This window comes from Pseudarthrobacter cremeus, assembly GCF_051857465.1.
Lineage (GTDB): Bacteria > Actinomycetota > Actinomycetes > Actinomycetales > Micrococcaceae > Arthrobacter.
In genome coordinates this window covers 202,598-222,176 of the sequence record NZ_JBPZHC010000007.1, presented here as the reverse complement: position 1 = coordinate 222,176, position 19,579 = coordinate 202,598, and the positions used below count along the sequence as shown (strand labels likewise).

Below are 19,579 nucleotides of genomic sequence, written 5' to 3'. Positions count from 1 at the left end.
CCGTCGCGACCTGACGGTGGTGTGGCCGGCGAGAACCGGCTACACCACGGTCAGGGTGATCACTGACCCTTCCGGAACCTCTTTGTTGACCGGGTCCTGGTCCCTGACTGTTCCAAAGAACCCGCCGAGGATATTGTTCACCCGGACCTCGAAGCCGAGCTTCTCCAGTTCCCTGCGGGCCTCGCCCGCCTGCTTGCCCACAAAGCTGGGCACCTTCACGAGTTTGGGTCCTTTGGAGATGGTCAGCGTCACCGTCCCGCCCCGGGTGAGTGTCCCGTTCGCCGGCGCCTGGCTGAGTACGGCGCCCTTGGGCACTTTCTTGTCGTTGACTTCATCAGGTGCCACCACTGCTTTGAGGCCGACGGCCTCCAGGGCGTCGACGGCTTTTTTCTCATCCAATCCGATAACAGAGGGCACGGCAATAGGCTCGGGGCCCTTGGAGACGGTCAGAGCAACCGGCGTGCCATGACGGGACGCCGTTCCGGATACCGGGTCCTGGGCCAGAACCACGCCGGCGGCAATCCCTTCGTCGAAGAGTTCACTGACGGTCCCCAAGGCCATTTCGGCCCTGTTCAGTTCATTCTTCGCCTGTTCAAGCGTCAGGCCGGTAAGTTTCGGCAGTTCGAACAGCTGCGGGCCCTTTGAGACAAACAAAGCCACCGGCTGGAATTTCCTGACTTCCGTTCCGGACGTGGGGTCCGAGCCCACCACCAGCCCGGACGGAACGTCGTCGTCGAAAACGTCGCGGGTGCTGGACTGGAAGCCGGCCTCGCTCAGCAGCAGCTGCGCCTGCGCCACCGTCTTGTTCGACACTGCAGGGATGGTGCCCGGTGAGCCAGGGCCCATGCCGAAAAACCACCCTGCGCCTGTCGCCAGCAAAGCGATGATTATCAGGACCACCACCCAGAGCGCCCCGCGTCTTCCCGGGTTTCCTTCCCGGAGGGACCTAAGCGGAGTGGCTGCGGCTCGTGATCTGGCCTTCTCGGCCTCTTTTTCGGCCTTGCGGAGGGCCCGTTTGCTGAGGGGGGCCGCGTCTGTGTCCGGATAGTGGCCATACCCGCGAGTCGCCGGAGGGCCGGACGCACCGGGTGCCGCCACGCCGGGAAGGACAGAGGTATGCTGCCAGTCCTGACGTGGCTGTTCCTCCACCCGTGGCAGTTCCTGCACCCGGGGCTGCCGCGCGGGTGGAGCCAGCGGGGACATCGCGCTGGTGGGGTTGTGTGTGCGGGCGATGATTTCCGTAGGACTCTGCGCGCCCGCCACGATGGCTGCCGGCGGCTGGAGGTCCAGTTCACGGTCCGTGAGGTTGGTACGGATATGGCGGAGTTCCTGAAGCAGGGCGTTGCCGTCCACGGGGCGGTTCTCCGGGTCGTTGTCCGTGCACCACTGCACGAGCTCGTCCACTTCGGCGGCAAGGCCCGGAACCAGGGCCGACGGCGGTCCCACCCTCCCGTTCACGTGCTGGTACGCGACCTGGATGGGCACATCGCCGTCGAACGGCTGCTTGCCGGTGAGCATCTCATAGAGCATGATTCCGACCGAGTAGATGTCACTGCGCGCATCAGCCGGCTTTCCGAGCACCAGTTCGGGGGAGAGGTATGCCACGGTGCCGATCAACGCACCGATGCTGGTGGATGTGGAGACAGCACGCGCCAGGCCGAAGTCGCCCACCTTGATCCGGCCGTCGTCGGCGATGAGGACGTTCTCGGGCTTGATGTCACGGTGGATCATCCCGGCGGCATGGGCAGTTCCCAAACCTTCGATCACCGGATCGATGAGCGCCAGGGCCAGCCGTGGCGGCAGTGCGCCCTTGGACGTGATGACGTCCCTGAGGGTATGGCCCTTGATGTATTCCATGACCAGGTAGGCAGTCTGGCCATCATTCCCCTGGTCCAGGACGCCCACCACGTGGGGGTGGGACAACCTGGCGGCTGCCTTTGCTTCCCTGCCAAGCCGGCCGAGAAAGGTCTCATCCGTGGCAAGGTGCGGGTGCAGCACCTTCAGTGCGACGTCGCGTTCCAGCCTCAGGTCGGTGGCGAGGTAGACAGTGGACATGCCCCCGCGCGCGAGTTTGGAGCGGACGGCGTAGCGGTTGTCCACCAGCGTTCCGACTAGACGGTCAGACACGTATTCCTGCACCTTACGATCCTAATCCCGCAATGAAAAAGGGTCCGAACCGACCTGCGGTCCGGACCCTTTCCGTGCGCCTCTGCCTGCTGACGCAGGCCTTGGCAGTGTTGCCGCGGCTTAGCCGAAGTTCTTCTGGTGGGCCTTGATGGCTGCCACATAGGCTTTGGTGTCGTCGTACATGCCGTACTTGCTCACAGAGTACTGGCCCTGGTAATAGCCGGCGATCGCGGTGTCCTGGTCCTTGCTCGTGGCAATCAGGCGCTTGATGATTGCCACCCCTGCCGTCGCGTTGTCGTAGGGATCCAGCAGGTTCAGCTTCCGCCCCACGAGGTCGGAGGCCCACTGGCCGGAGCTCGGAATTACCTGCATTGTTCCGATGGCGTTGGCGGGCGAGACCGCACGCTGGTTAAACCCCGATTCCTGGTGCGCGAACGCCAGGGCCAGTGACGGCTCCACACCCATCTGGCGGGCAGTGTCTGCCACGATGGTCCGCATCTGCTCCCTGGAAGGTACGGGAGAGGCGTTGAGCAACGCCTTGTTCTCATTCGCGGAACTGACCACGGCCGCAGGGTAGCTGAACCCGAGGAAGGACCCTGGAACCAGCGGAGTGACATTGGCGGCCGGCGCCGAAGGGGCGGATGATGCCGGCTGGACCGAGGCGCCGGGAATCACCAGCTTGTTGCCGGGGTAGATGATGGAGGTCATGCTCAGCTGGTTAGCCGCCAGCACATCGGAAAGTTTGACGCCGTGCCGTGAGGCGATGGCGGACAGCGTGTCGCCGGCCTTGATCGTGTAGGAACCTGCCGGCGCCGGTGCGGGGGCCGCCGGTGCCGGGGCCGCCGGTGCCGGCGCGGCGGGAGCGGAGGCGGGCTGGAGGGCCGGGGCGGCCGGGGCGGCGGACTCGCCCGCACCCACCTTGATCTTTTGGCCAGGGTGGATGATGGAGCGCATGTTCAGGCCGTTCCAGCTGAAGACATCCGACAGGCTGACATTGTGCCTGGCGGCGATCGCGCCGAGAGTGTCACCGGACTTTACCGTGTAACTGCCTCCCGTGCTGGCCGGGGCGGGCGCTGCGGGCGCGGGCGCAGGAGCAGACGCGGGTGCACCGGCTGTACCGGAGAGCTTGATCTTCTGCCCGGGATAAATGATGGTGTTCGGCTGAAGATTGTTCAGCTTGAGGATCTCGTACGTGTCGAGACCGAACTTGCCGGCGATGGCGCTGACGGTGTCGCCACGGGCCACGGTGTACTCGGCTGGTGCAGCCTGCTGGGCAGGCTGGAAGGCTGCCGGAATGGTCGTTGACACGGCGGCTGCCGGAATCAGGCCCGCCTTGGCTTCGGCTGCCTGGGCCTTCATGGCAGCGGCAAGCGTCGCCGGAACCGTCCGCGCAGGGGCCTGTGCCGCTGCAGGTTGAGCGAGGGCCAGTGACGACAAGACAACCGCAGGCAGTGCTGCCGTCGTGACGGCAATCATGGGCAGACTCGGCCTGGGGTGCTGCTTTGGCGAGCGGGACGTCGTCATGAAAGGAATCCTCTTCTTCAACTGCCGGGAAGGAACGTACGTGTGACTATTGATACTAATGTTACTTATGTTGTTGCTGTTACAAATGTGATCTATGTGAATCTCTCATGAAATTCTCCATAGCACAAGAATTCAGCCTTGACGGTTTCAAGAGTTTTGTGGAGTGTCGCGCCATTTGTCCTGGCGGCGGAGAAACTGACTAGGCGCAGGGGCTCCGGCCGTGGCAACCTTGATCCGTGAGTAACGTAGAAAGCCTTGTGGGCGAGTGGCTGCCCCTGCCGGATGTCGCGCAGTTATTGAACGTATCGATTACGAAAGTCCACAGCCTGATAGATGAGCGGGCCCTCGCGGCTTTGCGTGTCGGGGAACGGCGCATACGGTCAGTGCCTGCAGCCTTTATCCAGGACGGCCAGGTTGTTGACAGCCTGAAGGGCACTATTCTGGTGTTGGCTGACGCAGGGTACTCCGATGAAGACCTGATCGTCTGGCTGTTCACCGCCGACGACTCATTGCGTGGCCGGCCGATCGACGCGTTGCGGGAAGGCCGCAAAACCGAAATCAGGCGCAGGGCCCAGACTCTGGCCTGGTAGGGCGGGAGCCGGTTCCCAGGGCGGAGCCGTTGCTGGCCCGGGTCAGGAGGCGCGGCTGACGGTTGCTTCCGCCAGCCGGCGCAGGGCGGTCTTCGGCAGGTCATCCAGTGGCAGCCGGTCCAAGGCGTCAAAGGCCTCGGATCCGAAGTCGCTGATCAGTGCCTCGGTCGCCTGCAGCGCCCCGGATTCCTCGATGATCCGGCGAATCTCGGCAACATCGCCCTCGCCCAGTTCAGGGCTGCCGAGTTTGGCATCAATGAAAGCCGATTCAGCGGCAGTTGCATGTTCCAGTGCCAGCGCAATCAGCACTGTACGTTTGCCTTCCCGGAGGTCGTCTCCTGCTGGCTTGCCGGTGGTGACCGGGTCGCCAAAAACCCCCAGGACGTCGTCGCGCAGTTGGAAGGCCTCACCAAGGGGCAACGCGAAAGCCGAGTAGCCGCGCAGCAGTTCGTCCGGGGCCCCCGCCAGGGCGCCGCCCAGCGCCAGCGGGTGTTCGGTGGAATATTTGGCCGACTTGAACCTGATGATGGACTGCGCCCGGGTCACCGCACCCGCACGGTCACGGACCGGACCGGCGACTTCCTCCAGGATGTCCAGGTACTGCCCTGCCATCACTTCGGCGCGCATGAGGTTGAAAATCAGCCGTGCCCGCGTGCCCGTTCCGGCCTGTCCGCCGATTTCGGTAAACGCCTCCTCGCTGAAGGACAGGCACAGGTCTCCGGTGAGGATGGCGGCCGCGTGCCCGAACCGCTCGCTGTCCAGGGCCCAGCCCTGTGCGAGATGCAGCTGGCTGAAGCGGCGATGGACGCTGGGCCCGCCCCGCCGGGTGTCCGAACGGTCAATAATGTCGTCATGGATCAGGGCGGCTGCCTGGAAAAGTTCCAGGGCAGATCCTGCCGTGACGATCTGGGCGGCCGACGGATCCCCGCCTGCGCCGCGCCAGCCCCAGTAGCACATGAGCGCCCGGAGCCTCTTGCCCCCGGTCACCAGGTTGGAGATGGAACCCATGATGGGGTCGATATCCGGGGAAATTGCGGACATGAGGGCTTGCCGCTGGGTGAGGAAATCGGTCAGCTCGCCGGCAACCGCCGCCACGAACGCCGTCTGTTCGCGCCTCAGCTGCTCAGAAACGGTCACTTGGCGGACTCGGCTGCCACGTTGGCTCCAATGGTGAACGTGGCCACACCTGCCGCTTCAACCACCGCGACGTTGACCGTCTCCGTGTCATTCCGGACGAAATCCTTGGAAGTCACGGCGCCCACGGCATCGCCGGGGACGGCTTTGAATCCCTGCGCCTGAAGGTGCTGTGAATAGAAATCCACGACGGCGGCGGCCGGGGAAGGGATGCTGGCCACCAGTGCCGCGGTTGCCGGTGTTGCAGCCTTGTCAAAACTGCTCGAAATGACTGTGGCTCCCGGTATCAGGGGGAGCAGCTTCTCCGGAAAACCTTCGACGATCTTTCCTACAGTGGCGGAGGTGCCGGGCGACGCAGTCGGGCTGGCGGAAGCGGTCATGGTGGAGGTGCCGGACCCGGGGGAGGGGGCGCTGGCGGACGGCGCCGCACCGGGAACCGAGGGGGTGCAGGCTGCGACGGCCAGCATGGCGCCGGTGGCAAGGGCCGCCAATCCTGTTGCCTTAAGGTGTCTCATGACCGTCACAGGGACTTTCCTCCTGGGGTTGATGCCGGATTCAGCCTCCAGTTTAGTCAGTACCGACCGATAGAATTGCCGGTGTGGGGCTAGAGCGGAACAACCAGTACACCGAAGCGGGCCTTCGGGAGCTCCGGCGCAACTGCATTATGCATGTGGATATGGACGCTTTCTTTGTGTCCGTGGAACTGCGCACCCGTCCGGAACTGCGGGGCAAACCCGTGATCGTCGGCTTTCCGGCTGACCGTTCGGTGGTCCTCTCGGCGTCGTACGAGGCGCGGGCCTTTGGCGTGAAGTCAGCCATGCCCATGGTGGTGGCGGCGCGCATGTGCCCCAAGGCGGTCATCATTGAACCGCGCCACAAGCTGTACTACGAGGTGTCGGGGCAGCTGATGGAGATTTTCCATTCCATCACCGACCTCGTGGAGCCGCTCAGCGTCGACGAGGCCTTCCTGGATGTGGGAGGTGCGATCCGTCGATTGGGGCCCCCGCGCGCCATCGGTGAACAAATCCGGCATCAGGTGGCAACCGAGCTGGGCATTACCGCCTCCGTGGGGATCGCCGCGAGCAAGTTCGTGGCCAAGATTGCCTCGACGCGCTGCAAACCTGACGGTTTGCAGCTCATTGGACCTGACGAGACGGTTCCCTACCTTCACAGCCTCCCGGTGGGCGCCCTCTGGGGAATCGGTGCGAAGACCACCGACGTCCTTGCCCGGATGGGCATCAACACCGTGGCCGACGTGGCGGCCACGCCGTTGTCCTCCCTCAAGAAGGTCCTGGGTGCTACAGGCGAACACGTCTACCGGCTTTCGTGGGGGATTGATCCGCGTCCGGTCACACCGGTCAGGCTGGAAAAGAGCATCGGGGCCGAAGAGACCTTTGCCGTGGATACCGGCGACGACGCCATTATCAGCCGTGAGCTGCTCCGGCTTGCCCATCGAACGGCAGGGCGGTTGCGGAGTTCGGGGATGGTTGCCCGGACCGTGGCCCTGAAGCTCCGCTATGCGGACTTTTCCACCATCACCAGGAGCCGGACCGTCCACACGCCCGTGGACAGCGCCCAGCTGATCCACGCCGTGGCACTGCAGTTGCTGGATTCACTGGGAGAGCGTCCCATGACAGTCCGGCTGGTGGGCATCCGCGCCGAGCAGTTGGAGGAGACCGCACAGGCGTCCCTGCAACTGAGCCTTGACCGCCGCGACGACAACTGGCGGGCGGCAGAGCAGGCACTGGACGAGGTCAGCCGGAAGTTCGGCAACAAATCGATTCTCCCGGCCAGTCTCATGGATTCCGGAAACGGGAACTGAGGCGGCCCGCGCGGGCGGTGGCGGCGCCGGGAAAGTCATTGCCGTCTTTCAGAACGGCCCCCGACAAACTATCCTTATATGTACATAGTTTTCAGTTACTGCCGGACCTCTTAGACGTGCTGCCGTTCCATCGGCTCCCATGCCGGTGTTGCCATTCCGCCATCGACGGCGGGGCGGGAACCACCTGGGCATGTCGGTCGTTATGGGAGCAGTAGTACTGGATGGACCAGCCCGGACGTTGGCCTACTTAAGGAGGTCGTGATGCCGCTCTCGGAGCACGAACAGAAGCTGCTGGAGCAGTTGGAGAAGCAGCTGCACGAGGACGATCCGAAGTTCGCGAATTCCATGGGTTCGGATCCGGGACGCAGTTGGTCCACCCGGCACGTGGTGATCGGCGTTCTTTGCGCCCTGGCCGGGGTTGCCCTCCTCTTGGTCGGTGTCACGTTCCAGAACATTTTTGTCGGTGTTCTGGGCTTCGTTGTCATGGGTGGCGGGGTCTATTTCGCGACGATGCGGAACGCATCAGCGCCAAACCAGCGCCCCGGCTCCGGTACCGGTAAGTCCGGAAAACCACGGAGTTCCTTTATGAGCAGCCTGGAGGAGCGCTGGGACGAGCGGCGCAGGGACGAATCCTAAAGGATTTGCCGGAAGCGGGCTGACAGGCGGCCTGCCGTGAAGGGTTCATGCAGAATGCCCTGACGCGCGCACCCGGATGAATCCGATGTGTTCCCTCCATTCCCTGATTCCCCACTTTGCTCCCCAAGACCAGGCTGACTGCCAAAAAGACCCGCTTCGGCGGGTCTTTTGCTTTTAACCCGCAGGGCCGCCGCATTCGGGCCGCCAGAATTTCCTCCACCTGCCACCACCCTGTGCTTCCGGGCCATTCGGGTGCACAAACACCCCAAAATGGGGGAAGTTCGAGCCATTTCGCGTTGACTGTGGGGGAAAGTGGAGTAATGTGGAGGACATAAGAGGGTAGTTGCAACACAGGGGATGTGCAGTTCCTTTCGGCAGACAGGCGGTGGGCCAGTGTTTCTGGGCACACACTCGCCGCGTCTGGACGAAAAGGGCCGGATTATCCTCCCCGCAAAGTTCCGCGAGGAACTTGCCGGCGGACTGGTGCTCACGAGGGGCCAGGAGCGTTGCATCTACGTCTTCAGTGAGCAGGAGTTTGCACGTGTTCACGAGCAGATGCGGGAGGCGCCCATTTCCTCCAAGCAGGCCCGTGACTACATCCGCGTCTTTCTCTCTGGAGCCTCTGATGAGGTACCTGACAAGCAGGGGCGCGTGACCATTCCGGCCGCACTCCGGGAGTACGCAGGCCTCGGCAGGGAACTGGCCGTCATCGGTGCAGGAACCCGCGCCGAGATCTGGGATGCCCAGGCCTGGAACGAGTACCTCGCGGAGAAGGAAACCGCCTTCTCTGAAACCGACGACGCCATTCCCGGGATCCTGTGATCACCTGAACGGCCCCGGCAAAGCGCTTCTTGAACGAGATCTCCAGCCGCCCATCGGACAGTCAACCTGGCTCACTTCCCCGGAGCCAGGCCGGCCGAATGATAGGCGCGGATGGGGATCTGGCTTAAGAAGCAACAACCACACCAACGGCAGGAAGGACGAAGGCATGAACGAAAACCCGAAGCCGACGTCTGAACGCCATGTGCCGGTCCTGCGGGACCGGTGCATCAATTTGTTGGCCCCCGGCTTTGAAGCTGCCCGCCTGAGGGGCGAAACACCCATCGCCATTGACGCAACGCTCGGAATGGGCGGACATGCCGAGGCCATGCTCCAACGTTTCCCGGACCTGCATCTGATCGGCATCGACCGCGACGAGGAAGCCTTGGCCCTGGCAGGGGAACGGCTCGCGCCCTTCGCCTCACGGACAGACCTCGTCCATGCGGTGTATGACGAAATCGCCGACGTCCTCCAAGACCTGGGCGTCACCGAGGTCCACGGCATCCTGATGGACCTGGGCGTCTCCTCGCTGCAGCTGGACGAGCGGGAGCGCGGATTCGCCTATTCCTTTGATGCGCCGCTGGACATGCGGATGGATACCAGCCGCGGGCAGACCGCAGCAGACGTGGTCAACAATTACAGCGAAGAGGACCTGGTCAGGATAATCCGGAAGTGGGGCGAGGAGAAGTTCGCCGGCCGCATCGCGAACAGGATCGTCGCGGCGAGGGCGGTCAAGCCGTTCACCACCACCGGCGAACTGGTGGAGCAGATTCGCTCTGTTGTCCCGGCGGCCGCCGCCAAATCGGGAGGCCACCCTGCCAAGCGGACCTTCCAGGCCCTCCGGATCGAAGTAAATGAGGAACTCGATGTGCTGGAGCGTGCCGTCCCGGCCGCCGTGGATGCCATCGCCCTGGGCGGGCGCATCGTGGTGATGTCGTACCACTCCCTGGAGGACAAGATCGTCAAAGCTGTTTTCCAGGCAGGCTCGAAATCCTCCGCACCGCTGGGCTTCCCGGTGGAACTCGAGGAACACAAAGCCATCCTCAAGACCCTGACAAAGGGCACCGAAGTCCCCACCGCCGTCGAAATCGCAGAGAACCCGCGCGCAGCTTCCGCAAGGTTGCGGGCAGTGGAACGCATCAGAGCCAGGAGAGAAGCATGAGCACCGCCGTCAAGAACTTCCCGGTGATCTCCGGCAGCACCGCACCGGCCATCAGGCCCGCTGCGCCCGGGGCCGGCCGCAAGGAACGCACACCGTTGTCCGTGGTGCGCTTTGCCCCGAAGAAGCGCCGTGCTCCTTTTGTGGTGATGTGTTTCGCGATGCTTGCCGTTGCCTTGGTGGCCGTGTTGGTCCTGAACATCTCCGTGTCCACGTCGCAGTATCAGCTCGTCGAGCTCAAGAGCAAGCAAAGCAGCCTCACCAAGCAGAACCAGGATCTGACACAGCAGGTCCAGAACTTCGAGGCTCCCCAGAACCTGGCGGCCAAGGCTGCAGACTTGGGAATGGTAGCCTCCACGGTCAAAGGCCAGATCGACCTCTCCACCCTTGCTGTAACAGGCAAGGCAACCCCGGCCGTGAAGGGCGGCGCCGCTGGATCCGTTATCCCGGCTCCGGCTGTCGCCGGGCTGCTGACCGTGGTTCCACCGGCAACGTCCGGCGAACCGCTGGCAGGCCGCAAGCCGGTGGGCGAGGCGCCGGCAACGGTTCCGGCCGTACCTGCCCAGGCCGCAGCGGCCGCAGCGGCGGGAGCAGAAGCAGCAGCGCAGGCACGGGCGGCAGCGCCGGCGGCACCCGCCGTCGAACTTCACGGCGGTTCGGTTCCGGCGCCTGAACAGAAGGTGCCCGGCCGGTAACTGAACGCAGCCGCCAGGCAGCACGTCAGACCACCGGCCAGGCACCAGGCGGACAACCAGTCAGCCCCAAGCGGGCAACACGGCGAGCAGCAAGGGAAAAACGGTGGCGCAGAGGACCGGCAAGGCACAAAGCGGCAAGGTGCCCAACACCACTAAGCGGTTGCGCCTGGGCTTGGGGATCATGCTCACGCTCCTTCTGGTTGTGGGCGGCAAGCTTTTCATGGTTCAGGGGCTCGACGTCGGTGGCATGGCGGCGGCAGCACTCGATTACCGGATGCGGGAAACGTCCCTCCCTGCCGAACGCGGCAGCATACTCGACGCAAATGGCGTGGTGCTGGCCAACAGCCTGATCCGCTACAACCTGGTGGTTGACCAGGTCACCAATACGAAAACGGAGAAGTTCTGGCGGCTGGTGGAGGGCCAGGACAAGCTGGTGGAGGTCAGCCGGGACCAGGGCATCAGCGAGCTCGCAGCTGTCCTGGGGATCGGCGCAGACGAACTCCGGAAGGCAGTCACCGGTGAATCGAAGTATTACATCGTGGCCAAGGACCTGAAGCCGGACGTCGAGGACCGGATCTCCAGGCTGCAGATTCCCGGCATTGTCACGGAGGGCGTCAGCAAGAGGGTGTACCCGAACGGGTCCGTGGCCGGCGGGATCATCGGTTTCCTGCAGGATGGCAGCACTGGCCAGGCCGGCATCGAGCAGACCCAGGATGAGTTGCTGCGCGGGAGAGACGGGAAACGTCTTTTCGAAATCGGTGCAGACGGTCTGCGCATCCCGGTGGGAGTGGACGAACTGACTCCACCTGAGAACGGCAAGGACATCAGGCTCACCCTTAATTCAGATCTCCAGTACTTCGCCCAGCAGGCGATCCAGAGCCAGTCGGACAAGCAGGGAGCCGAGTGGGGCGTCATCACTGTCATGGATGCCAAGACCGGTGACATCGTGGCCATGGCGGATACCAACGCCCCGGACCCCAACGATCCCGGCCGGGTGGCGGCCAAAGACCGTGGTGTCCGTTCGGTGACTGCTGCTTACGAGCCCGGATCCGTGCAGAAGATGATCACCGCTGCCGCCCTGATTGAAGAAGGCAAGTCCAGCCCCACGGATACCTTCACGCTCGGACCCTCGTACACCGTGGACGGCCAGACGTTTACGGACTCCTTCGCCCACGGCACCGAAGACCGCACCCTCGCCGGGATTCTGGGCTGGTCCATGAATACGGGAACAGTGATGGCCGGCCAGCGACTCACCAAGGAACAAAGGTACGACTGGCTCAAAAAATTCGGAATCGGCGAGGCACCGGACATCGGCCTGCCCGCCGTCGCGGCCGGCATCCTGACCCCCGCCGACCAGTGGGACGGGCGCCAGGAGTACACGGTGCTCTTCGGCCAGGGGGTCTCACAATCGACACTCCAGACAGTGCGGGCGTTCCAGACAATCGCCAACAACGGCGTGATGCTCCAGCCCAGGCTGATCGATGCCTATATCCCGGCCGACGGCAAAGCGGAGAAGGTCCCCGCCCAGCCCTCCCGCCAGGTGGTCTCCAACAACACGGCCCAGCAGGTCCAGGACATCCTCGAAAGCGCGGTCACCGAAGGGCAGATCAAGGACGCTGCGATCGACGGTTACCGCGTGGGGGCAAAGACCGGAACATCTGAATCACCGTGCGACGACGGCAAGTCGGGATTCTGCGGCTTCACCGCTTCGATCGTGGGGATGGCACCGATGGATGACCCGCGGTTTATTGTTGAGGTGGTGCTGCAGCGTCCGAAGGGCAATATCTACGGCATCACCCAGGGGCCGGTGTTCCGCTCGGTGATGAGTCAGGCGCTGCGCACCTACAACATCCAGCCGTCCACGGGTGAACCGGCCAGGTTGCCGCAGTTCGCCAAGTAGTACCACGCCAGGCAGCAGTCCCAGTGTGCCCGCACCGGAAACAGTTTCCGGCGGGCATATGATCCACTAGCACCTTCGGAGATCCCCTTGTCACACCAGAACGCACCAGGCAGCAGCAGCGCGCCGGAGGGGGAAACCCCCACCAACCGGTTCAGGCCCACCGCCGTTGCCGCAGTCCACCTGGACCGCATCGGGGAGGCAATCGGTGTTCCGGTCCGGGGTTCGTCCGCTGAAGTCAGCGTCACCGGAATATCGCTGAACTCGCGCACCGTGGAGCCCGGTGACCTGTACGTGGCCCTGCCCGGTGCCACCCGCCATGGCGCCGACTTCGTGTCGCAGGCGGTGGACAGGGGAGCGGTGGCCGTCCTCACGGACGACGCCGGCGCCCGCATTCTGGCCCTCTCCGAGGACACCGCCGTTCCTGTCCTGGTGGTGGCGGACCCGCGCAATGTCGTGGGGCCGCTCTCAGCCCTGATCTACCGGAGCCAGCCGCCCACCGGGACGGCACCGCGCCTGTACGCCGTGACGGGCACCAACGGCAAGACCACCACCACCTACTTCATCAACGCCCTGCTCCGCTCGCTGGGGCAGAAGACCGGCCTGATCGGAACCATCGAGATCCTTGCCGGCGGGAAGCCGATTCCCAGCCTTTTGACCACGCCCGAATCAACGGATCTCCACGGACTGCTGGCACTGATGCGGGAAAGAGGCCTGGACGCCGCCTCAATGGAAGTTTCGTCCCACGCCGTGTCCTTCCAGCGGGTGGACGGTGTGATGTTCGACGTCGCGGGGTTCACCAACCTGACGCAGGACCACCTGGACCTGCACGGGACCATGGAGGACTACTTTTCCACCAAAGCGGAACTTTTCACGCCGCGCCGCGCCCGCGCCGCCGTGGTGACGGTCGACGACGAATGGGGCCGCAGGCTTGCCGCCACGGCGGAGATCCCGGTCACCACTGTCCTGACCACCCCGGGTGCAGCTCCTGCGCCCGGAGACGCCGACTGGAAAGTCACGGAAACGGTCCCCCGCGGCCTGGGTTCCGACTTCACCCTCCAGGGCCCCGACGGCCTGGTGCTGAAAGTCCACACCGGGCTGCCCGGTAGCTTCAACGTCGCCAACGCGGCGCTGGCCACCGTGATGGTCCTGGCCGGAGGTATGGACGCCGCGGCCGTGCAGGCGGCCCTGGATGAGCACGACCCCTTCACCGTGGCTGTGCCGGGCAGGATGCAGCTGGTCTCGGAGGCGCCGGCCGCCGTCGTCGATTTTGCGCACAACACGGACGCCCTTGCCCGGGCACTGGAAGCCGTCAGGTCGCCCGTGCCCGGCTCCCGGGCAATAGTTGTCTTCGGGGCCACCGGGCAGCGGGACCAAGGCAAACGGCCGGCCATGGGAGCGGTCGCGGCCCGGCTCGCGGACGTTGTGATCGTGACCGATGACGACCCCCATGATGAAGACCCGGCGGCCATCCGTGCCGAGGTGATGGCGGGTGCGCAGGCAGCCCGGGAGCAGGAAGCTCTGGAGTGCGTCATCGAGGAGGTTTATCCCCGCGACACCGCCATCGAACGGGCAGTAGAGCTGGCCGAGCCGCACGACACCATCCTCGTGGCGGGCCGCGGTCACGAGGTCTGGCAGGAAGTCAAGGGCGTCAACCTCGTGCTCGATGACCGGGTGGAGCTCCGGAACGCCTTGACAGCCAGGGGATTCACCGTTCTCCAAGACGACCGGATAGAGTCCTAGACCGAGATGATTGCATTTACTGCGGCGGAAATCGCCGAAATTACCAACGGCCGCCTTGACGCCGATCCCGGGATCACGCCCCTTTCGGTGGTCACTGATTCCCGCGAGGCCACGTCCGGGTCCCTCTACGTGGCTAAGCCGGGCGAGCAGGCCGACGGCCACGACTTCGTCGCTGCGGCTTTCAGCCGGGGGGCGGTGCTTGTCCTGGCGGAGCGCCCGGTCTCCGGCCCGGATGGTGAGAAGTACCCCGCCGTCCTGGTCCCGGATGCTGTACTGGCCATGGGTGCCCTCGCCGCCGAGGCAGTCCGCCGGATCCGCTCAGCCAAGGCTGCCGCGAACGGCGTTCTCACCGTCATAGGAATTACCGGATCCGCCGGCAAAACGACGACCAAAGACCTCCTTGCAGGAGTCCTCGCCCAGCATGGACCCACCGTTGCGCCGCAGGGATCCTATAACGGCGAAGTCGGTGTTCCGCTCACTGTTTTCCGGGCTGATGCGGATACGCGGTACCTGGTGATTGAGATGGGCGCCACGGGCATCGGGCATATCCGCTATCTGGCGGACATGGTCAAGCCGGACATTGGAGTGGTCCTTGGCGTCGGCACTGCACACGCCGGCGAGTTCGGCGGTGTGGAGAACATCGCCCAGGCAAAGGGCGAGCTGCTCGAAGCCCTTGAACCCGCCGGAACCGCGATCATCAACCTCGACGACGAACGCGTGGCCGCCATGCGGAGCCGCACCAGCGCCGTCGTGCTGGGCTTCTCAGCCGAAGGACGCACCGACGCAGCTGTCCAGGCGGTCAATCCGGACACCAACGCCGCGGGAAACCCCGAATTCGACCTCCGGCTGCCCGGCGAAGAGGCCGGCCTGCACGTCAGCAGCCGCCTCATCGGGGCTCACCACACCGGCAACCTCCTGGCTGCGGCTGCTGCGGCCTTTGCCGCGGGCGTGCCTGGACGGGACATCGCTGCCTCGTTGAGTACACAGTCGGCGGCCAGCCGGTGGCGGATGGAACGCACTGAACGGGCTGACGGCGTCACGGTCATTAATGACGCATACAACGCGAATCCCGAATCCATGCGGGCCGCCCTGCGCACCCTGGCAGATCTTGGCCGGGGACGCCGGACATGGGCTGTCCTGGGAGCCATGCTGGAACTTGGAGCCGATTCGATCCGCGAGCACACAGCAGTGGGAACCCAGGTGGTCCGACTGAACATTTCACGTCTTGTGGTTGTTGGCCGTGAAGCCCGCGCACTGTATGTTTCCGCCGTCCAGGAAGGCTCCTGGGGTGACGAATGTGTCTTCGCCGAAACGGCGGAAGAGGCCTACGCAATCCTCGACGCGGAGCTTGAACCCGGCGATCTGGTGCTCTTCAAGTCGTCGAACAGCGTGGGGCTGCGGCATCTGGGCGATCGGATAGCATTACCCCCACAATCCGTCCAACCTGCCGACCGAGGGAGCAAACTGCTGTGATTGCACTTCTGATCGGCTCGGGACTGGCCCTGCTGCTCGCGCTGGCAGGGACCCCGTTGTTTATCCGCCTGCTGGTTCATAAGAGCTACGGCCAATTCATCCGCGATGACGGACCCACTTCACACCACACCAAGCGCGGCACCCCCACCATGGGCGGAACTGTCGTGGTGGCAGCAGTCCTGCTCAGCTACGGACTGACGCACCTGATCATGTGGATGATGAACCCGGACTCGGCCGGCCCCTCCGCGTCCGCCCTGATCCTGCTCTTCCTGATGGTGGGGATGGGGCTGGTGGGCTTCCTGGATGACTTTATCAAGATCTCCCGCCAGCGCAGCCTTGGCCTGGACGCGAAAGCCAAGCTCATCCTGCAGGCTGCGGTAGGCATCGGCTTCGCCATCCTCGCGCTGAATTTCCCCAACGCGGACGGCGTCACGCCCGCGTCCACGAAGATTTCCCTGGTCCGGGACGTGCCCTGGCTTGACCTGGCGTTCGCCGGCACGGTGGTCGGGGCCATACTCTTTGTCCTCTGGTCCAACCTGATCGTCACAGCGGCAACCAACGGCGTAAACCTCACCGACGGCCTCGACGGGCTGGCGGCAGGAGCCTCGATCATGGTGTTTGGTGCTTACACGCTGATGGGTTTCTGGCAGAGCAACCAGGCGTGCGGGTCGCCGCGGCAGGCCGGCAGCGGCTGCTACTCCGTCCGGGATCCCCTGGACCTGGCTCTCCTGGCTGCGATCATCAGCGCAGCCCTGGTCGGGTTCCTGTGGTGGAACACGTCTCCGGCGAAGATTTTCATGGGTGACACGGGATCGCTTGCCATCGGCGGTGCCATTGCCGGCTTTGCCATCCTCTCGCGTACGGAACTGCTGCTGGGAATCATCGGCGGCCTGTTCGTCCTGATTACCCTGTCCGTGATCATCCAGGTGGGCTACTTCAAAGCCACCGGCGGCAAACGGATCTTCAAGATGGCCCCGCTGCAACACCACTTCGAGCTCCAAGGCTGGGCCGAAGTCACCGTCGTTGTCCGGTTCTGGATCCTGGGCGGGCTCTTCGTTGCCGTGGGCCTGGGCGTCTTCTACGCAGAATGGGTTGTGCTCCTGTGACTGTTTCGCCCCGCCTGCAGAACCTTCTCAGCTGGGACTCCGACTGGGCGGGACTGCGCGTAGTGGTGACCGGTATCGGCGTTTCGGGTTTTGCCGCGGCCGATACGCTCATCGAACTGGGCGCCCATGTTGTGGTGGTTGACGCCGCCACCAGCGAAACGGCCAGGGCCCAGGCTGACACGCTGAAGATCGTCGGCGCCACCGATGTACTCCTGGGTGAGGAAGCCGTCAGCAAAGTCCCCAGGATCGACGGCGCCTTCCCCGATCTCATCGTCACCTCTCCGGGTTGGCGGCCGGACCAGGCGCTGCTCGCGGCGGCCGCCCGCGCCCACCTTCCGGTGTGGGGCGACGTCGAACTTGCCTGGCGCCTGCGGGTGCGGGAGGGCCACAAAACGGCGGACTGGCTCACCATTACCGGCACCAACGGCAAGACCACCACGGTGGGACTGACAGAGTCAATGCTGCAGGCGGCCGGACTGAAGGCCATTGCGGTAGGCAACGTGGGAACCCCTATTCTGGATGCCCTCCGCGACCCCGTTGAGTATGACGTGTTCGCCGTCGAGCTTTCCAGCTTCCAGCTGCACTGGGCCGAATCCGTGTCGCCGGTCGCCAGCGTCTGCCTCAACGTGGCCGAAGACCATGTCGACTGGCACGGTTCCTACAACTCCTACCTCGCGGACAAGGCGAAGGTCTACGAACGTACCCAAAAGGCGTGCATCTTCAACGCAGAGCAGATCGAGACCGAACGGATGGTCGAAGACGCCGACGTCGTGGAGGGCTGCCGGGCCATAGGTTTCACTACAGTGACCCCGGCCATCAGCATGCTCGGGGTGGTGGAAGGGCTCCTGGTGGACCGTGCGTTCATCGAGGAGCGGAAGGACAGCGCGGCCGAACTGGCTTCCCTCGGGGACCTCGGCGAGTTTGCTCCCCGCCATATGGTGGCCAACGCACTTGCTGCCGCTGCCCTGGTCCGGGCCTACGGCGTGGAGCCCAAAGCGGTGCGCCGGGGAATCCAGGACTATGTGCCGGGCAACCACCGCATACAGCCCGTTTCCCGGGAAAACGGAGTGCTTTGGGTCAACGACTCCAAGGCAACCAATCCGCACGCCGCGGCAGCCTCTTTGGGAACCTTCAGTAACGTCATCTGGATTGCCGGCGGACTCTCGAAGGGCGTCAGCTACGACGACCTGGTGCGTGAGCACGCAGCACGGCTGAAGGCTGTCATACTCATCGGCACCGACACGGCGCCGTTGGCCGATGCCCTGCGGCGACACGCACCCGATGTCCCCGTGATCCTGCCACCGGCGGGCGACACTGAAAATAGGCAGACTGCCGTAACGGGCGGAGCCATCGAGGCCAGCTCTCCGGTTTCCGGTGAGAGGGTGATGGCCCGGGCCGTCGCGTCAGCAGCGCAGCTGGCCGCACCCGGGGACACCGTCCTGATGGCCCCGGCAGCTGCTTCCATGGATCAGTTCTCTTCCTACGCTCACCGCGGCGACGCCTTTATCGAAGCTGTCCGCGAGCTGGTGGAAGGGCAGGCCAAGACCGGCGAGGAGTGACAATGGTCAGCACGCCCACCCGCCCGCCGGCAACCCGGCCCACGGTTCCGGCAAGGATCCGGGGCTGGTACCGGGGTTTCTGGTCCACGCTCGAAGGAACAGGGACATCCAGGAACGGTTCAACCTACTACCTCATCCTGGGCTCCACGCTTGCCCTGACCGCCATAGGCATCATGATGGTGCTTTCGGCCTCCAGTGTTGAATCAATTGCCGCCGGAAAGTCGCCCTACGGGGATGCCCTCAAACAGGGCATGTTCGCCGCAATCGGCATCTTCACCATGTTCGTCCTCTCGCGCATCAACGTGGTCTGGCTCAAACGCCTGGCCTGGCCCGGCCTGGGAGGCGCCCTGGTCCTGCTGGTCCTGGTCCAGCTGATCGGTGACGAAGTCAACGGAAACAAGAACTGGATCGATATCGGCGGCATCACGTTCCAGCCGTCCGAGGCGTCCAAGCTTGCCCTTGCACTGTGGATGGCCACAGTCCTTGCCAGGAAAGGGAAGCTGCTCCAGCGCCTGCCCCACGTCCTGATTCCAGCGGTGCCGCTGGCGGGCGGCGTGATTGGACTGGTACTCCTGGGCAACGACCTCGGTACGGCGATGATCATCATGATGATCACGGCTGCGGCTCTTTTTTTCGCCGGTGTGCCCCTTTATCTGTTCGGGTTTGCCGCCCTGGTGGCCGCCGCCGGGACAGCAGTCATGGCCATCACCAGCTCAAACCGGATGTGCCGCATCACCTCCTGGTGGACAGGGCAGTCCTGTGCCGACGGCATTGACGCCAACTACCAGGCAACCAACGGTATCTACGGGCTTGCCTCGGGCGGCTGGTTCGGCGTGGGCCTTGGCCAGAGCCGGCAGAAATACAGCTGGATTCCCGAAGCCCACAACGACTTCATTTTTGCCATCATCGGCGAGGAACTCGGCCTGGTGGGCACCGTCGTCGTACTTGTCCTTTTTGCCATCCTCGGTGCGGCGATTTACCGCGTAGTGGTGGCGCAGGAGGACATGTTCCACCGCGTCCTTGCCGGCACCATCATGGTCTGGCTGCTGGGTCAGGCCACCGTCAACATGGCCGTGGTGACAGGCCTGATGCCGGTCATCGGAGTGCCCCTGCCGTTCATTTCCTACGGCGGCTCGGCGCTGCTGATGTCACTGTGTGCCGTCGGCGTGGTCCTGTCGCTGGCACGCGAACAGATGGCTCCAGCGCTGCGGCCCAAGAAGCTGCTGAAGTTCGGCACCAAACGGGCGCGGGGATTAACCGGCTCCAAGAAAACCGTCAGAAAGCGTACCTAGCAC

At 64.3% G+C, this 19,579-nt stretch carries 16 protein-coding genes; 12 read left to right on the top strand and 4 right to left on the bottom strand.

Annotation, left to right across the window (positions count from 1 at the left end; all coding sequences use genetic code 11):
- Positions 1-39 precede the first annotated feature (39 nt).
- Complete coding sequence (gene pknB, locus ACS5PJ_RS14720; protein ID WP_439435608.1) at positions 40-2,139, bottom strand: Stk1 family PASTA domain-containing Ser/Thr kinase; 2,100 nt, start codon at positions 2,137-2,139, stop codon at positions 40-42.
- 108 nt (positions 2,140-2,247) lie between these two features.
- Positions 2,248-3,651 (bottom strand): LysM peptidoglycan-binding domain-containing protein, encoded by a 1,404-nt coding sequence (locus tag ACS5PJ_RS14715; protein WP_439435607.1) that lies wholly within the window; start codon positions 3,649-3,651, stop codon positions 2,248-2,250.
- A 236-nt stretch (positions 3,652-3,887) separates the two neighbouring features.
- Between ACS5PJ_RS14715 and ACS5PJ_RS14710 the strand changes: the two genes are divergently transcribed.
- Positions 3,888-4,241, top strand: coding sequence for an Rv2175c family DNA-binding protein (locus tag ACS5PJ_RS14710; RefSeq protein ID WP_439435606.1), 354 nt, complete (start codon positions 3,888-3,890; stop codon positions 4,239-4,241).
- A 42-nt stretch (positions 4,242-4,283) separates the two neighbouring features.
- Here ACS5PJ_RS14710 and ACS5PJ_RS14705 read toward each other — a convergent pair whose 3' ends face one another.
- Both ACS5PJ_RS14705 and ACS5PJ_RS14700 read right to left on the bottom strand, forming a co-directional pair.
- Positions 4,284-5,378: a polyprenyl synthetase family protein gene (locus tag ACS5PJ_RS14705; RefSeq protein ID WP_439435605.1), complete on the bottom strand. Its 1,095-nt coding sequence runs from the start codon at positions 5,376-5,378 to the stop codon at positions 4,284-4,286.
- Complete coding sequence (locus tag ACS5PJ_RS14700) at positions 5,375-5,899, bottom strand: hypothetical protein (RefSeq protein WP_439435604.1); 525 nt, start codon at positions 5,897-5,899, stop codon at positions 5,375-5,377. The genes ACS5PJ_RS14705 and ACS5PJ_RS14700 overlap by 4 nt, the downstream gene beginning before the upstream one ends.
- 74 nt (positions 5,900-5,973) lie before the next feature.
- Between ACS5PJ_RS14700 and dinB the strand changes: the two genes are divergently transcribed.
- The 11 genes from dinB to ftsW all read left to right on the top strand — a co-directional run bounded on the left by dinB (position 5,974) and on the right by ftsW (position 19,576).
- Positions 5,974-7,197: a DNA polymerase IV gene (gene dinB, locus ACS5PJ_RS14695; protein WP_439435603.1), complete on the top strand. Its 1,224-nt coding sequence runs from the start codon at positions 5,974-5,976 to the stop codon at positions 7,195-7,197.
- Positions 7,198-7,458: 261 nt separating this feature from the next.
- Positions 7,459-7,833, top strand: coding sequence for an SCO2097 family morphological protein (locus ACS5PJ_RS14690; protein ID WP_439435602.1), 375 nt, complete (start codon positions 7,459-7,461; stop codon positions 7,831-7,833).
- A 393-nt stretch (positions 7,834-8,226) separates the two neighbouring features.
- Complete coding sequence (mraZ, locus tag ACS5PJ_RS14685) at positions 8,227-8,655, top strand: division/cell wall cluster transcriptional repressor MraZ (protein ID WP_066285792.1); 429 nt, start codon at positions 8,227-8,229, stop codon at positions 8,653-8,655.
- Positions 8,656-8,821: 166 nt separating this feature from the next.
- Positions 8,822-9,814, top strand: coding sequence for a 16S rRNA (cytosine(1402)-N(4))-methyltransferase RsmH (gene rsmH / locus ACS5PJ_RS14680; RefSeq protein WP_439435601.1), 993 nt, complete (start codon positions 8,822-8,824; stop codon positions 9,812-9,814).
- Complete coding sequence (ftsL, locus tag ACS5PJ_RS14675; protein ID WP_439435600.1) at positions 9,811-10,506, top strand: cell division protein FtsL; 696 nt, start codon at positions 9,811-9,813, stop codon at positions 10,504-10,506. Before rsmH ends, ftsL begins: the two co-directional genes overlap by 4 nt.
- A gap of 103 nt (positions 10,507-10,609) precedes the next feature.
- Positions 10,610-12,406 (top strand): peptidoglycan D,D-transpeptidase FtsI family protein, encoded by a 1,797-nt coding sequence (locus ACS5PJ_RS14670; RefSeq protein WP_439435599.1) that lies wholly within the window; start codon positions 10,610-10,612, stop codon positions 12,404-12,406.
- Positions 12,407-12,493: 87 nt separating this feature from the next.
- Entirely contained in the window at positions 12,494-14,146 is a 1,653-nt protein-coding gene (locus ACS5PJ_RS14665; protein WP_439435598.1) for a UDP-N-acetylmuramoyl-L-alanyl-D-glutamate--2,6-diaminopimelate ligase, read from the top strand.
- A 6-nt stretch (positions 14,147-14,152) separates the two neighbouring features.
- Entirely contained in the window at positions 14,153-15,619 is a 1,467-nt protein-coding gene (locus tag ACS5PJ_RS14660) for a UDP-N-acetylmuramoyl-tripeptide--D-alanyl-D-alanine ligase (protein ID WP_439435597.1), read from the top strand.
- Complete coding sequence (gene mraY, locus ACS5PJ_RS14655; RefSeq protein ID WP_439435596.1) at positions 15,616-16,725, top strand: phospho-N-acetylmuramoyl-pentapeptide-transferase; 1,110 nt, start codon at positions 15,616-15,618, stop codon at positions 16,723-16,725. The genes ACS5PJ_RS14660 and mraY overlap by 4 nt, the downstream gene beginning before the upstream one ends.
- The gene (gene murD, locus ACS5PJ_RS14650; protein WP_439435595.1) at positions 16,707-18,284 is read left to right on the top strand and encodes a UDP-N-acetylmuramoyl-L-alanine--D-glutamate ligase; all 1,578 of its coding nucleotides are present in this window, start codon (positions 16,707-16,709) and stop codon (positions 18,282-18,284) included. Before mraY ends, murD begins: the two co-directional genes overlap by 19 nt.
- A gap of 2 nt (positions 18,285-18,286) precedes the next feature.
- Positions 18,287-19,576 carry a putative lipid II flippase FtsW gene (gene ftsW, locus ACS5PJ_RS14645; RefSeq protein WP_439435594.1) on the top strand — a complete coding sequence of 430 codons (1,290 nt, stop codon included), beginning with the start codon at positions 18,287-18,289 and terminating at the stop codon, positions 19,574-19,576.
- The last annotated feature ends 3 nt before the right edge of the window (positions 19,577-19,579 follow it).

Coding starts and splice junctions, on each gene's coding strand:
- ACS5PJ_RS14715 (WP_439435607.1), bottom strand. CDS start 3,651: ATGACGACGTCCCGCTCGCCAAAGCAGCACCCCAGGCCGAGTCTGCCC.
- ACS5PJ_RS14690 (WP_439435602.1), top strand. CDS start 7,459: ATGCCGCTCTCGGAGCACGAACAGAAGCTGCTGGAGCAGTTGGAGAAG.
- rsmH (WP_439435601.1), top strand. CDS start 8,822: ATGAACGAAAACCCGAAGCCGACGTCTGAACGCCATGTGCCGGTCCTG.
- ftsL (WP_439435600.1), top strand. CDS start 9,811: ATGAGCACCGCCGTCAAGAACTTCCCGGTGATCTCCGGCAGCACCGCA.
- ACS5PJ_RS14660 (WP_439435597.1), top strand. CDS start 14,153: ATGATTGCATTTACTGCGGCGGAAATCGCCGAAATTACCAACGGCCGC.
- murD (WP_439435595.1), top strand. CDS start 16,707: ATGGGTTGTGCTCCTGTGACTGTTTCGCCCCGCCTGCAGAACCTTCTC.
- ftsW (WP_439435594.1), top strand. CDS start 18,287: ATGGTCAGCACGCCCACCCGCCCGCCGGCAACCCGGCCCACGGTTCCG.